This window comes from Streptococcus sp. 21.1, from assembly GCF_016648635.1.
In the GTDB taxonomy this organism is placed as follows: Bacteria; Bacillota; Bacilli; order Lactobacillales; family Streptococcaceae; genus Streptococcus.
Genome location: NZ_JACLQL010000018.1, coordinates 13,211 through 27,320, shown reverse-complemented (window position 1 = coordinate 27,320; position 14,110 = coordinate 13,211). Strand labels below are relative to the sequence as shown.

Below are 14,110 nucleotides of genomic sequence, written 5' to 3'. Positions count from 1 at the left end.
CTACTTTAACATAACGAAAAAAGTAGTGAGTACTTTCTCCCGTCGGAGATTTCCTCACTACTAATCTTAGTATGTTTATGTTTTTTAATGAGCCGAGTAGTTAGGTGCCTCGTTTGTAATTTGAACATCGTGAGGGTGACTTTCAATAAGTCCTGCACCTGACATTTCAACAAACTGAGCTTTGTCATGTAAAGCCTGGATATCTTCTGCACCTGTATAACCCATACCTGCACGGATACCGCCAATCAATTGGAATACGATATCAGCAGCAGAACCCTTATAAGCTACACGGCCTTCAATTCCTTCTGGAACAAGTTTATTCGCTTCATTAACTGCACCTTGGAAGTAACGATCGCTTGATCCCTTCTTCATCGCTGCAATTGATCCCATACCACGGTAAGATTTGTATTTACGACCTTGGAAAATCTCAGTTTCACCTGGTGCTTCATCAGTACCAGCAAACATAGAACCAAGCATTACAGCATTACCACCTGCTGCAAGAGCTTTTACAATATCACCCGAGTATTTGATACCGCCATCAGCAATGATTGTTTTTCCGTATTCACGCGCAACACTAGCTGCATCGTAAATAGCAGTGACTTGAGGAACACCTACACCCGCAACCACACGTGTTGTACAAATAGAACCTGGTCCGATACCTACTTTAACAACATCGACACCTGCTTCATAAAGTGCACGCGCACCTTCAGCTGTTGCGATATTTCCTGCAATCAAAGTACGGTCTGGGAAGTGGGCACGAATTTCAGCAATTTTACGAAGAACACCTGCTGAATGACCATGTGCAGTATCAATGACAATAGCATCTGCGCCTGCTTCAAAAAGAGCTTCTGCACGTTCAAAGGTATCAGAAGTAACACCTACAGCACCTGCTACCAAAAGACGACCGAACTCATCCTTAGCTGCATTAGGAAACTCGATAACTTTTTCGATATCCTTAATAGTAATAAGTCCTGACAAACGACCTTCTTCATCAACTAGAGGTAGCTTTTCAATACGATGCTCATGAAGAATACTTTCAGCCGTTTCAAGATCTGTTTCAACTGGAGCAGTGACCAATTTCTCAGAAGTCATGTGTTCTGAAATTGGAGTATCGTAATTAGAGATAAAACGCATATCACGGTTTGTGATAATACCAACCAATTTACGATTTTCAAGTGTCTCAACAATCGGAACCCCTGAGATACGGTAACGTTGCATCAACTCTTCAGCTTCAGCAACTTTATTTTCAGGCGTTAGGAAGAATGGATCAATGATGACACCATTTTCAGAGCGCTTTACTTTTCGAACTTCTTCAGCTTGTTCCGCAATAGACATGTTTTTGTGAATGACACCCAAACCACCTGCACGAGCAATTGAGATAGCCATCTTACTATCTGTGACCGTATCCATGGCTGCAGTGATAATTGGGATATTTAATGTCAAATTTTTAGCCAAATTCGTCTTCAAGTTGACGTTGTTTGGTAGAACATGACTTTCCGCAGGAATAAGCAATACGTCATCAAAAGTGTAACCTTTTTTCAAGAATTTAGTGTCCCAATTTGACATTATAATCGTCCTCTTTTCTCAAAGTTTTGAGGTACAAAAACCCCAGCCTATTTTTTAATTGTTAATATCATATCATGCTAAAATGATTTGTCAACAGATTTCGCATAAGATTCTAAGAAAACCTTTTTCCAAATAAAAATAGGGCTCCAGATTATCTTGAGTCCCTACTTTTTATTTCTTAGAAATACTTAATTCCCATCGCTTCTTTTACTTCCGCCAATGTTTGTCCAGCAACTTCACGCGCTGCTTGACTACCTTTTTCAAGCATACGGAAAACTTCTCCCATATCCTTGGCATATTCTAAACGACGTTCACGAATTGGAGCCAACTCACGTTCTAAGATTTCTAGAAGATAACGTTTTGTCTTCACATCTCCTAAACCACCTCGTTGATAATGTTCTTTCATTTCAGCAATTGTAGTAGCATCCTCTTCGCGACCAAAGATATCAAGATAATGGAAAACCATATTACCTTCAATTTGGCCTGGATCTTCCACACGAATATGATTTGGATCCGTATACATGCTCATGACTTTTTTACGAACAGTGTCCTCATCATCTGAAAGGAAGATACCATTACCCAAGGATTTAGACATCTTAGCATTACCGTCTAGACCTGGAAGGCGTCCCGCAGCTTCATTTTCAGGGTAGATTCCCTCTGGCTCAACCAAAATATCACAATGATAAGTATGATTGAAGCTACGTGCAATTTCACGTGTCTGCTCAATCATTGGCTTTTGGTCATTACCTACAGGAACATAATTTGCTTTGAAGGCCGTGATATCAGCTGCCTGAGAAATTGGATAAACTAAAAAGCCTGTTGGAATAGATTCTCCGAAGCCTTTTTGAGCAATTTCCGTCTTAACCGTTGGGTTACGCTCTAAACGTGCCAATGAAACTAGGTTCATGTAATACATAGTCAACTCAGCCAACTCAGGAATCTGACTTTGAATGAAAATAGTCGACTTCGTTGGATCCAAACCTACAGAGAGATAATCTAAAGCAACATTCCCAATTGATTCTTTGATAATCTCTGACTCTTTGGCGTGATCCGTAAGGGCTTGCTGATCAGCCAAAAAGACAAACATGTTATATTTATCTTCGTTTTGTAAAAGGACACGATTTTTTAAACTACCAACATAGTGTCCTAGATGAAGTTTCCCTGTTGGACGGTCTCCCGTCAAAATAATAGGTTTCGTCATATAATTACCTCTCTAATACAAAAAAATCCCCACGCAAAAACATGCGTGAGGGCGTTAATCACTTTTGATACGCGGTACCACCTCAGTTGATAACTCTTTCTGAAGCTATCATCTCAAACCTTCTCAACAAAGAAGTTGCACGATAAGGGGTGCCAAACCTAACGTTTATGTGTTCACGTTAACCGTCAATTCTCTTCAGCCCATTCATTCCACCTTCATACTGGTTTTCAGCAACCACCAGCTCTCTATAAAAAAGGAAAGAATTACTCTTCTGATGACTATTATTCTACATTGTTTTATCTATTCTTGTCAAGATTATGTTTCTAGTTTCACGTGAAACACAACCTTAGATACAACCAAAATAGTCATTACTTGACGGAAACTTAAAAAGACTTGATAATAAGAATATCATTTCTAGGAGATAATATATGAAACGTCGAATAATAGATATACTTTTAGTTACAATCGGTTCTTTTATAGCTTCGGTTGGCTATAACTCACTTTTAGTTAAGAATAATATTGCCTCGGGTGGTGTCGGAGGGCTAGCCATTAGTTTAAACGCCCTTTTTGGTTGGAACAATGCTAACTTCGTCTTAGCAACCACCATCCCTTTGTTAATTTTATGTTGGTGCTTTCTTGGTCGCGAAGTTCTCCTAAAAACCTTCTATGGATCTCTTATCTTCCCAACTTTTATTAAATTAACCGAGGGCTTACCTACACTCACCAAACAACCTTTGTTGGCTGCTATTTTTGGTGGGATTGTTTTAGGGTTAGGACTAGGAATAGTCTTTTATGGAAATTCCTCAACTGGGGGAACTGGAATTATCACACAAATTCTCCACAAGTATACGCCACTCCCACTAGGAATGGTACTACTTATTGTTGATGGAATCATTGTCGCAATCAGTGCTATTGCTTTTCCACCTGATACTGTTATGTACTCCATCCTCTCACTTGGAGTTGTTTCTCTTACAATTGATAAAATGATGGTCGGACTCAATTCATCACGAAATCTTCTAATCATTTCGCAAAATAGTGAACAAATCCTAAAATACATCACTAGAGTGGCTGATCGAGGAGCAACAAAAATTCCAGTTCTTGGTGGACATACTGGACATGCACAAAATATGATTATGACTACCTTGTCAACTCATGAGGTTCCGAAAGTTCAAGAAGAAATCCAAAAAATAGATGAAACTGCCTTTATCGTCATTGTTCCTGCTTCTACAGTTATGGGACGTGGATTTAGCCTCCAAAAAGATTACCAAAGAGTTCCAAATGACTTTATTAATCCCTTATAAAATCGATTGAAATAAAGTCTAATTTCTCGTAAAATAGTAGTTAAGAATAAAAATAAAGGATATTATATGCTTACTGTATCGGATGTATCGCTTCGTTTTAGCGATCGTAAACTTTTTGATGATGTTAATATTGCCTTCACGCCAGGTAATACTTACGGTCTTATCGGTGCCAATGGTGCTGGTAAATCTACTTTTTTGAAAATTTTAGCTGGTGATATCGAACCAACAACAGGACATCTCTCTCTTGGTCCTGATGAGCGTCTTTCTGTTCTTCGTCAGAACCACTTTGACTATGAAGATGAACGCGTCATTGATGTTGTTATCATGGGGAATGAACGCCTCTACGATATTATGAAAGAAAAAGATGCCATCTACATGAAGGAAGATTTTTCAGATGAAGATGGTGTCCGTGCTGCTGAATTAGAAGGTCTATTTGCTGAATTAGGTGGTTGGGAAGCTGAAAGCGAAGCCTCACAATTACTCCAGAATCTAAATATTTCAGAAGACCTTCACTATCAAAATATGAGCGAATTAGCTAATGGTGACAAGGTGAAAGTCCTCCTTGCAAAAGCGCTTTTTGGTAAACCTGATGTACTTCTTCTTGACGAACCTACCAACGGTCTTGATATCCAGTCAATCTCATGGCTTGAAGATTTCTTGATTGATTTTGAAAATACGGTCATTGTCGTATCCCATGACCGTCACTTCTTGAATAAGGTGTGTACGCATATGGCCGACCTTGACTTTGGTAAAATCAAACTCTATGTCGGTAACTATGACTTCTGGAAACAATCTTCAGAATTGGCTGCACGCTTGCAGGCTGACCGTAATGCAAAAGCAGAAGAAAAAATCAAAGAACTTCAAGAATTCGTTGCACGTTTCTCTGCCAACGCTTCAAAATCTAAACAAGCGACTTCTCGTAAGAAAATGCTTGATAAAATTGAACTAGAAGAAATCGTCCCATCAAGTCGTAAATACCCATTCATCAATTTTAAAGCAGAGCGTGAAATCGGTAATGACCTTCTAACAGTTGAAAATCTCACTGTTAAGATGGATGGTGAGACTATTCTTGATAACATTAGTTTCATCTTACGACCAGGAGATAAGACTGCCATCATCGGTCAAAACGATATTCAAACAACTGCATTGATTCGTGCTCTTGCCGATGATATTGACTACGAAGGTACAATCAAATGGGGTGTTACTACTAGCCGCTCTTACCTTCCAAAAGATAATTCTAAAGACTTTGCATCCGGTGAATCAATTCTCGAATGGCTCCGTCAATTTGCCGAAAAAGGTGAAGATGATGATACCTTCTTGCGTGGATTCCTTGGACGTATGCTCTTCTCAGGAGATGAGGTTAATAAATCTGTTAGTGTTCTCTCAGGGGGAGAAAAGGTACGTGTCATGCTTTCTAAGCTCATGCTTTTGAAGTCTAACGTCCTTCTTCTAGATGATCCTACTAATCACTTGGATTTGGAATCAATCTCAAGTCTGAATGATGGCGTCCGTGACTTCAAAGAGTCTGTTATCTTTGCCAGTCATGACCATGAATTCATCCAAACAATAGCGAACCACATCGTAGTCGTTTCTAAAAATGGGGTTATTGACCGTATTGATGAAACTTATGATGAATTCCTTGAAAATGAAGAAGTGCAAGCTAAAGTCAAAGCACTATGGGCTGATTAAACTATAAAAAGATGCAGGTTGGGATATCCCAACCTGTCTTAGTATCATTATGACAAATAAAAAATACCATACGACTTTATTATTTTATCTGGCTGCCTTTTTCTTGCCAGTACTAATCATGATAGGTGTGCTGTATAGCCAAAAAATCTATCCTGGTAGTGAGCGGACTATTTTAACAAGTGATGGTTTTCATCAGTATGTGATTTTTGCAACTGGACTTAGGAATATACTTCATGGAGATGGAAGCCTCTTTTACACCTTTACAAGTGGGCTAGGTCTTAATTTCTATGCTCTAACAAGCTATTACTTAGGTTCCTTCTTGTCTCCACTTTACTATTTCTTTACTGTCAACCAAATGGCCGATGCTTTTTATTATATAACACTGCTTAAGTTCGGTCTTATTGGGCTCTCAGGAGCTTTTAGCTTTAAGCGTCTCTTTACAAAAGTGTCAAGAAGTTTTATCCTATGTCTTTCTACAGGATTTGCTTTGATGAGCTTTGCTACCAGTCAGTTAGAAATTAACACCTGGCTAGATGCCTTTATTCTAGCACCTCTAATCATATTAGGTTTACACCTCTTACTAAGATTCAATAGACGGGGCTTGTACTTTTTTAGTCTAACCTGCCTTTTTATCCAAAACTACTATTTTGGATATATGATGGCTATTTTCCTAACCCTTTACACCATAGTACAATTGATAACTATCAAGGGGTGGAAGAGTAAGATTCTTCATTTCATAGACTTTGGAATTGTCTCTATACTAGCTGGTTTAAGTAGTGCTGTCATGCTGCTGCCAACGCTACTTGACTTGACAACACATGGTGAAAAATTTACAGGTGCGTCAAGTTTATTGACAGAGTCTACCTATTATTTTGACTTCTTTGCGAAAAACCTCGTTGGAGTTTACGATACTACTAAATTCGGATCAATCCCTATGATTTATGTGGGAATCTTACCTTTGATTCTTTTTCTACTTTTCTTTATTAGTAGGGAAATCAAGCTATCATTACGTCTAGGTTACCTCTTATTAGTAGCTTTCTTTATCGCTAGCTTCTACTTACAGCCTCTTGATTTGTTTTGGCAAGGTATGCACGCGCCTAACATGTTTCTCCATCGCTATTCTTGGCTCCTATCTCTCCTAACTGTTCTTTTAGCAGGAGAAACACTCAATCAAATTAAAAAGTTTTCTTTTAAAAGGCTCCTCCTATCTTTCTTAGGATTGAGTACCGCTTACTTACTAACTTGGATCTTTCAATCTCACTATAGCTTCATTGAACCAGTCTCCTGGCTATTAAGTCTAGCATTTCTCCTAGCCTATGCCATTCTATTTACTAGCTATTTTAGACAGCAAATTCCTGGGAGTGTTTTTCGCTGTTTCACCTTCTTATTCTGCATTTTTGAGCTTACATTAAGTACTTACTATGTTGTTGGAGCTCTTGGAAATGAGTGGGTATTCCCAACTCGTGAAGGCTATCTGCGAAATATGTCTGCCATTACAAAACTAGTTTCAGATACTAAGCAAGCTAATAACACTTTTTACCGTACTGAAAGGTTAGAGGCTCAAACTGGTAACGACAGTATGAAATTCAATTATAATGGTATTTCTCAGTTTTCATCCATTCGAAATACTGCTTCAAGCTCAACACTCGATAGGTTAGGCTTCAAATCTGAAGGAACTAATTTAAACTTACGTTACCAAAATAACACCATTATCGCTGATAGTCTCTTCGGAATAAAATATAATTTATCGAACTTTGACCTTAATAAGTATGGTTTTAATCACGTAACTTCTGAGAAAACAATGGGGCTTTATCAAAATAATAATGCAAGCCAGCTTGCTATCTTAACTGATGGCATTTACAATAATATTGACTTCACTGTCAATACGCTTGACAATCAAACTAGCTTGCTGAATACTCTATCTGGACTTAACTTAACCTATTTTAAACGAGCTCCATCTCAACTGTTTGATAAGGATGCTAAATCTTTGAATCAGCGCATAGCTAAAAACGTTAGCAACTCGAATAAAGATTTTGTAACAATCACCTATCAAGTTATTGCTCCACCACATAGTCAACTCTATGTTAGTATTCCTAATATTTCTTGGTCTGATGACAATAACCACTCTCTGTCAATTACTGTAAACGGTGTGATAAAGAATCAAGTTACTGACAATACCTTTGATTTCTTTGACCTTGGCTACTTTGAAACAGAATCAATGGTTACCATCAAACTTAGTTTCCCTGGCAATAAAGCAATATCCTTTGATAATCCTAGTTTTTATGCCCTTGATACTCAAAACTATCAGATAGCTATGGATACTATTAATGAACGTGATAGCAAGGTTACTACGTCAAAAAATAAAGTGTTCGTTGATTATAGCAGTAAAACGAATGCGTCACTATTCTTTACCATTCCATATGATAAGGGATGGACAGCGACCATAAATCATAAAAAAGTTAAGATTCAACGAGCTCAAAAGGGGTTCATGAAAGTCGATGTCCCTAGTGGAAAAGGAAAAGTTGTTATAACCTTTATTCCCTATGGACTTAAGACAGGTTCATTGATTAGTCTATTGGCAAGTATCATATTTTGTTGCTACGCTTACTTCATCAGAAAAACAACTATTATTCAAAAAAGCTGATTATCTTAAATTAAATAGGTCTGGAACAAGTGTTCCAGACCTATTTAATTTTGGGTACAAAAAAAACTCAAGCTATACAACTTGAGGTGTCTTATCACTCCGCCAGTAGGACTCGAACCTACGACATCATGATTAACAGTCATGCGCTACTACCAACTGAGCTATGGCGGATAAAACTGCTAAGTAGCAAAAATAGTCCGTACGGGATTCGAACCCGTGTTACCGCCGTGAAAAGGCGGTGTCTTAACCCCTTGACCAACGGACCAAGTTCTGAGATTTTTATCTCGTTAACACTCTTATTATTATATCAGAGTATTCGATTTTGTCTATACTTTTTTTCAAAAAAAATATTAAATTTTGCTAAATTTATTCGAATTTTACGTTAGTTTTTATCTTGCTTTTACAAAGTATTGACATGTTGCTATATATTTTGTAAACTAATAGAGTTATTGGTCCCATAGCTCAGCTGGATAGAGCATTCGCCTTCTAAGCGAACGGTCGCAGGTTCGAATCCTGCTGGGATCAGATAAAAAAACGCAATCTAGAATCTCTAGTTGCGTTTTTCTTTTGCCTCGATAAATAAGAAATAATTTAAAACAAACAAGGGAAGCAAAGTCGTATATAGGCTGTATTCATGTAAATATTGAGCAAACCAAGTTGAGGCTGCGACTCCTACCATAAATGTAAAGATGATAATAGTTGTATAAGAAGCTTGTTTAAGCACTTTGGCATCACCCTCGTCAATAGCCCTAGCAATGGTTAAAGAGGTATTAGTAATATTACCAGTCATCATAAAGGAAGCATAATTTACACCTCTGACTCGCTTAAAAATACCTACTTGAAGAGAGGCAAAGAATGCCAAGCCTGCAATCGTAATAGTAGAATCAACGTATGGTGTAATAATTGCAAGAATAGTCATCAAGAGAAGGGCAAGTCTAATCGCTTGCAAATGCCATCCCCACTTATGGTTAATGAGCCACTTCTTAACAAAAAAAACAAAAAACTGACCTAAAACAAAGAAAAAAATAGGTATTACATAGCTAAAAGCTCTTACAATATGCCCCTCAACAAGGTGAATGACCAAATAGAGGAGATTGCCTGTCTGGATACTTGCAAATCGACCGTCTTGAGTATTGTAAGTATAGGCATCAATGAAGCCTCCTATATAACTAACTAGAGTTGCTACTCGTAATCCTTCAAAAACACGATAGGAGCGTTTTTTCATTCTGAACATGTCTGTTTCCTTTTTTCTACTTATGATAAGGACTTCCCTGCTGAATCATGAATGCACGATAAATTTGTTCTACTAATACAAGGCGCATAAGCTGATGAGGGAATGTTAAGAGACCAAAACTCATCAATCGATTAGCTCTCTTTTTTACTGTTGGAGAGAGTCCCAAACTGCCCCCTATAATAAAAGTAATATCTGAATAGCCTCTAAGGGTCACTTGCTCTAACTCTTTAGCAAATTGTTCCGAGGGAAATTGTTTTCCTTCAATAGCTAAGGCAATGACATAATCACGATCACCTACTTTAGCCAAGATACGCTGTCCTTCTTTGTCTAGGATAGCTTTATTTTCAGCTTCACTTGCATTATCTGGCGTCTTTTCATCCGTTAATTCTATAGATTCAAATTTTGTGAAGCGTCCTAGTCGTTTGACATACTCCGCAATGCCATCTTTCAAATATTTTTCTTTCAGTTTTCCAACGGTAATCAATTTAACTTTCATAGGCTTATTATAGCACATATCCACAATCTTTTAACACCTTATCCACACCTTTTTCGTGTCAAACATCTAGAGTTATCCCTATAAAATCGCTTTTTATCTACACTTTTTGAAACTTATCCACAGACTGTTGATAACTGTTTTTTAAAATCACTTTATGATATAATTAAGCTTACTTTGATATGTTTATCAAAAAGGAGGACTAAACGTGAAAAAATTTAACTGGAAAAAAATAGTAGCACCAATTGCAATGCTTGTTATTGGATTACTAGGTGGTCTACTAGGTGCCTTTATCCTATTAACAGCAGCAGGGGTATCTTTTACCAATACAACAGATACAGGTGTTAAAACAGCTAAGACCGTATACAACAATACAACAGATACAACTAAGGCCGTTAAGAAAGTACAAAATGCCGTTGTTTCTGTCATCAATTATCAAGAAGGCTCATCTTCAGATTCCCTAAATGAACTTTATGGTCGTATTTTTGGTGGAGATGATAGTTCTGATTCTAGCCAAGACAAATCAAAAGATTCTGATGGATTGCAAGTCACTGGTGAAGGTTCCGGTGTTATCTATAAAAAAGATGGGAAAGAGGCCTACATCGTAACCAACAACCACGTTGTTGATGGTGCTAAAAAACTTGAAATCATGCTTTCAGATGGATCAAAAATTACTGGTGAACTCGTTGGTAAAGATACTTACTCTGACCTAGCAGTTGTCAAAGTTTCTTCAGATAAAATAAAAACCGTCGCAGAATTTGCAGATTCAAACTCCCTCACAGTTGGTGAAAAGGCAATTGCTATCGGTAGCCCACTTGGTACCGAATACGCCAACTCAGTAACAGAGGGAATCGTATCTAGCCTTAGCCGTACCGTAACTATGCAAAACGACAATGGTGAAACTGTCTCAACAAATGCTATCCAAACAGATGCTGCCATTAACCCTGGTAACTCTGGTGGTGCCTTAGTCAATATTGAAGGACAAGTTATTGGTATTAACTCAAGTAAGATTTCATCAACGTCAGCAGTCGCTGGTAGTGCCGTTGAAGGTATGGGATTCGCCATTCCATCAAACGATGTTGTCGAAATCATTAATCAACTGGAAAAAGACGGTAAAGTTACACGCCCAGCCCTAGGAATCTCAATGGCCGATCTTAATAGCCTTTCTAGCAGTGCAACTTCTAAATTAGATTTACCAGATGAAGTTAAATCTGGAGTTGTTGTCGGTAGTGTTCAGAAAGGTATGCCAGCTGACGGTAAACTTCAAGAAAATGATGTTATCACTGAGATTGATGGTAAGGAAATCAGCTCAAAAACTGATATTCAAACCAATCTTTATAGCCATAGTATCGGAGATACTATCAAGGTAACCTTCTATCGTGGTAAAGATAAGAAAACTGAAGAACTTAAATTAACAAAATCTACAGAAGACTTATCTGATTAATCATTGACAAATCTGTCAAAAGACCTTTACAATAATGTAAAGGTCTTTTTTTGGGAAAGGAAGAACATGTCAGAACAACTCAAAACTTTACCTATTAGTGAAATTTACCCCAATCCTTTTCAACCTCGTCTAGAATTCTCCGATGAAGAGTTAGTAGAACTAAGTCAGTCAATATCAGAAAATGGTTTAATACAACCAATTATTGTACGAAAATCTGACATTATTGGTTATGAACTAATTGCTGGAGAAAGACGTTTACGTGCCTGTAAACGTTTAGGGATGACAGAAATCCCTGCAGTTGTAAAGAAAGTTACAGATCAAGAGAGTCGTAAACAAGCTATTATTGAAAATTTACAACGATCAAATCTCAATCCTATTGAAGAAGCAAAGGCCTATCGTAATTTAATTGATGAGTTAGCTTATAGTCACGAGGAGCTCGCTAAAGCTATGGGGAAATCTAGACCATATATTAGTAACGCTCTTAGACTACTACAACTTCCACGAGAGATACAAACGAGTATTGAAAATGGCAAACTGAGTCAAGGACATGCTAGAGCGCTTTTATCTGTTGAGGATACCCAAAAGCAATTAACTATCTATCATCAGGTGCTTACTGAAAAATGGTCCGTTCGTACTCTGGAAAAAAGACTTCAAGAACTTCCTAAAAAACAAAAATCAAAAAAAGATATTCACATAAAAGATAGAGAAAAAGAACTAGAAAAATCACTTGGTCTCCCCGTTACTCTTCGTTATCACAAAAATCACTCTGGAACTATTCAGATCCACTTTTCGACGGAAGAAGATTTTAACAGAATTATCAACAAGCTAATTTGATCTGTGAATTGATGAGAAAAGAGAAACAAACTTATCCACATCATAAAAATGTTGCCCTCCCTTTATTTACGAGGGTTTCTTTTTTTATTCACAACTTGTGGATAACTATTGTGCACAATGTGAATTGTATTTTTTAAACTGTGGATAACTCGGGAAACTTTTATCTTCTGACCTGTGGAAAACTTTTTTGTTTTATGATAGAATCAGAGAACAAGAATAAAGAAGGAGAATTGATGGAATGACCGAAAAAGAGCATTTTTTTTGGAATAAGCTCTTAGAGCTGGCCAAAGAGGAACTAACACAAGCCACTTTTGATTATTATGTCCTAGATACCAAGCTCATCAAAGTTCAAAATAACGTTGCTACAATTCTGCTTGAAGAAGTCAAAAAGCTATTCTGGGAAAAGAATATGCAATCTTTCATTTTGATGGCTGGTTTTGAAGCCTATAATAGTGAAATAAAAGTTGAGTACGTCTTTGACGAAGCGCTCATAAACGAGGCAAATTCAACTGTAGCAAATAATGACTTTGGTAATAAAAAGGAACAGCAGACCCCTGCTCTTCCTACATTGGACTCAGACTTAAATAGTAAGTATACCTTTGATAATTTTATCCAAGGGGATGAAAATCGTTGGTCAGTTGCTGCATCTTTAGCTGTAGCTGATTCACCAGGAGCTACTTATAACCCTCTATTTATTTACGGAGGACCTGGTCTCGGGAAAACTCACTTGCTCAATGCCATTGGAAACAAGGTCTTACATGATAATCCTCAAGCACGCATTAAATACATTACTGCAGAGAATTTCATTAATGAATTTGTTGTACATATCCGTTTAGATAAAATGGACGAACTAAAACTTAAATATCGTCATCTGGACGTTCTCTTAATTGACGATATTCAATCATTGGCTAAAAAATCAACGCAAGCCACTCAAGAGGAATTCTTCAATACTTTCAATGTCCTTCACAATAATAATAAACAAATTGTCCTGACCAGCGACCGTAATCCAGATCAATTGAACGAGATGGAAGAGCGTCTTGTCACGCGCTTTAAATGGGGGTTAACCGTCAATATCACACCACCTGACTTTGAAACACGAGTGGCCATTCTTACTAATAAGATTATGGACTATGATTATCATTTTCCTCCTGAAACAATTGAGTATTTAGCTGGCCAATTTGATTCAAATGTCCGTGACTTGGAGGGGGCCTTAAAAGATATTAGCTTAGTTGCCAATGTTCGCCAGTTAGATACTATCACAGTTGAGGTAGCTGCTGAAGCTATTCGCGCACGTAAAATGGACGGTCCTAAGTTAACTCTTATTCCGATTGAGGATATCCAAACTGAGGTAGGGAAATTTTATAATGTCACTGTAAAAGAAATTAAGGCAACTAAACGAACACAAAATATTGTCTTGGCACGTCAGGTAGCCATGTATCTTGCGCGTGAAATGACTGATAACTCCCTTCCAAAAATTGGAAAAGAATTTGGCGGAAGAGACCACTCAACTGTCTTACATGCATACAATAAAATCAAAAATATGATTGCCCAAGATGACAGTTTACGCATTGAAATTGATACCATCAAAAACAAGATAAAATGATACTTGTGGATAACTATTAAAAATTATTCAAACTTTTCCACAGGCTGTGCACAAGTTCAAAGCCTTGATAAAACTATGTTTTGTAGACTTATGCACAATGT

The 14,110-nt window shown here is 37.5% G+C and carries 10 protein-coding genes, 3 tRNA genes and 1 other annotated feature; of the genes, 7 read left to right on the top strand and 6 right to left on the bottom strand.

Features of this window, described 5'->3' with window-relative positions; genetic code table 11:
- Positions 1-84 precede the first annotated feature (84 nt).
- On the bottom strand, positions 85-1,566 hold the full coding sequence (guaB, locus tag H7U01_RS09675) for an IMP dehydrogenase (protein WP_002892194.1): 1,482 nt from the start codon (positions 1,564-1,566) through the stop codon (positions 85-87).
- 178 nt (positions 1,567-1,744) lie between these two features.
- Positions 1,745-2,767 carry a tryptophan--tRNA ligase gene (trpS, locus tag H7U01_RS09670; protein ID WP_175057876.1) on the bottom strand — a complete coding sequence of 341 codons (1,023 nt, stop codon included), beginning with the start codon at positions 2,765-2,767 and terminating at the stop codon, positions 1,745-1,747.
- Positions 2,768-2,811: 44 nt separating this feature from the next.
- Positions 2,812-3,051, bottom strand: a binding site (T-box leader).
- 144 nt (positions 3,052-3,195) lie between these two features.
- Here trpS and H7U01_RS09665 point away from each other — a divergent pair.
- From H7U01_RS09665 to H7U01_RS09655, 3 genes are all read left to right on the top strand, one after another.
- On the top strand, positions 3,196-4,068 hold the full coding sequence (locus tag H7U01_RS09665; RefSeq protein WP_049545979.1) for a YitT family protein: 873 nt from the start codon (positions 3,196-3,198) through the stop codon (positions 4,066-4,068).
- Between the two features lie 66 nt (positions 4,069-4,134).
- Positions 4,135-5,757, top strand: a complete 1,623-nt coding sequence (locus tag H7U01_RS09660) for an ABC-F family ATP-binding cassette domain-containing protein (protein ID WP_201041507.1) — start codon at positions 4,135-4,137, stop codon at positions 5,755-5,757.
- A 49-nt stretch (positions 5,758-5,806) separates the two neighbouring features.
- Positions 5,807-8,401, top strand: a complete 2,595-nt coding sequence (locus H7U01_RS09655; protein ID WP_201041506.1) for a YfhO family protein — start codon at positions 5,807-5,809, stop codon at positions 8,399-8,401.
- 97 nt (positions 8,402-8,498) lie between these two features.
- Here the strand turns inward: H7U01_RS09655 and H7U01_RS09650 are convergent.
- Positions 8,499-8,572, bottom strand: a tRNA-Asn gene (locus H7U01_RS09650).
- A gap of 22 nt (positions 8,573-8,594) precedes the next feature.
- Positions 8,595-8,666: transfer RNA gene (locus H7U01_RS09645), tRNA-Glu, on the bottom strand.
- Positions 8,667-8,852: 186 nt separating this feature from the next.
- Between H7U01_RS09645 and H7U01_RS09640 the strand changes: the two genes are divergently transcribed.
- Positions 8,853-8,926 (top strand) — tRNA-Arg (locus tag H7U01_RS09640).
- 25 nt (positions 8,927-8,951) lie between these two features.
- On the opposite strand, the gene H7U01_RS09635 is transcribed toward H7U01_RS09640, so the two are convergent.
- Both H7U01_RS09635 and rlmH read right to left on the bottom strand, forming a co-directional pair.
- Positions 8,952-9,635 carry a YoaK family protein gene (locus H7U01_RS09635; RefSeq protein ID WP_201041505.1) on the bottom strand — a complete coding sequence of 228 codons (684 nt, stop codon included), beginning with the start codon at positions 9,633-9,635 and terminating at the stop codon, positions 8,952-8,954.
- Between the two features lie 16 nt (positions 9,636-9,651).
- Positions 9,652-10,131 carry a 23S rRNA (pseudouridine(1915)-N(3))-methyltransferase RlmH gene (gene rlmH / locus H7U01_RS09630; RefSeq protein ID WP_037598563.1) on the bottom strand — a complete coding sequence of 160 codons (480 nt, stop codon included), beginning with the start codon at positions 10,129-10,131 and terminating at the stop codon, positions 9,652-9,654.
- Positions 10,132-10,336: 205 nt separating this feature from the next.
- Between rlmH and H7U01_RS09625 the strand changes: the two genes are divergently transcribed.
- The 3 genes from H7U01_RS09625 (at position 10,337) to dnaA (ending at position 14,009) form a co-directional block, all read left to right on the top strand.
- Complete coding sequence (locus tag H7U01_RS09625) at positions 10,337-11,572, top strand: S1C family serine protease (protein ID WP_201041504.1); 1,236 nt, start codon at positions 10,337-10,339, stop codon at positions 11,570-11,572.
- 66 nt (positions 11,573-11,638) lie between these two features.
- A complete protein-coding gene (locus H7U01_RS09620; RefSeq protein ID WP_201041503.1) occupies positions 11,639-12,406 on the top strand; it encodes a ParB/RepB/Spo0J family partition protein in 768 nt (255 codons plus the stop codon).
- Positions 12,407-12,644: 238 nt separating this feature from the next.
- Positions 12,645-14,009: a chromosomal replication initiator protein DnaA gene (dnaA, locus tag H7U01_RS09615; protein ID WP_037599382.1), complete on the top strand. Its 1,365-nt coding sequence runs from the start codon at positions 12,645-12,647 to the stop codon at positions 14,007-14,009.
- The last annotated feature ends 101 nt before the right edge of the window (positions 14,010-14,110 follow it).

What these genes read in the sequence shown, in the direction of transcription:
- guaB (WP_002892194.1), bottom strand. Translation starts at nt 1,566, where the DNA reads ATGTCAAATTGGGACACTAAATTCTTGAAAAAAGGTTACACTTTTGAT.
- trpS (WP_175057876.1), bottom strand. Translation starts at nt 2,767, where the DNA reads ATGACGAAACCTATTATTTTGACGGGAGACCGTCCAACAGGGAAACTT.
- H7U01_RS09665 (WP_049545979.1), top strand. Translation starts at nt 3,196, where the DNA reads ATGAAACGTCGAATAATAGATATACTTTTAGTTACAATCGGTTCTTTT.
- H7U01_RS09660 (WP_201041507.1), top strand. Translation starts at nt 4,135, where the DNA reads ATGCTTACTGTATCGGATGTATCGCTTCGTTTTAGCGATCGTAAACTT.
- H7U01_RS09655 (WP_201041506.1), top strand. Translation starts at nt 5,807, where the DNA reads ATGACAAATAAAAAATACCATACGACTTTATTATTTTATCTGGCTGCC.
- H7U01_RS09635 (WP_201041505.1), bottom strand. Translation starts at nt 9,635, where the DNA reads ATGTTCAGAATGAAAAAACGCTCCTATCGTGTTTTTGAAGGATTACGA.
- rlmH (WP_037598563.1), bottom strand. Translation starts at nt 10,131, where the DNA reads ATGAAAGTTAAATTGATTACCGTTGGAAAACTGAAAGAAAAATATTTG.
- H7U01_RS09620 (WP_201041503.1), top strand. Translation starts at nt 11,639, where the DNA reads ATGTCAGAACAACTCAAAACTTTACCTATTAGTGAAATTTACCCCAAT.
- dnaA (WP_037599382.1), top strand. Translation starts at nt 12,645, where the DNA reads ATGACCGAAAAAGAGCATTTTTTTTGGAATAAGCTCTTAGAGCTGGCC.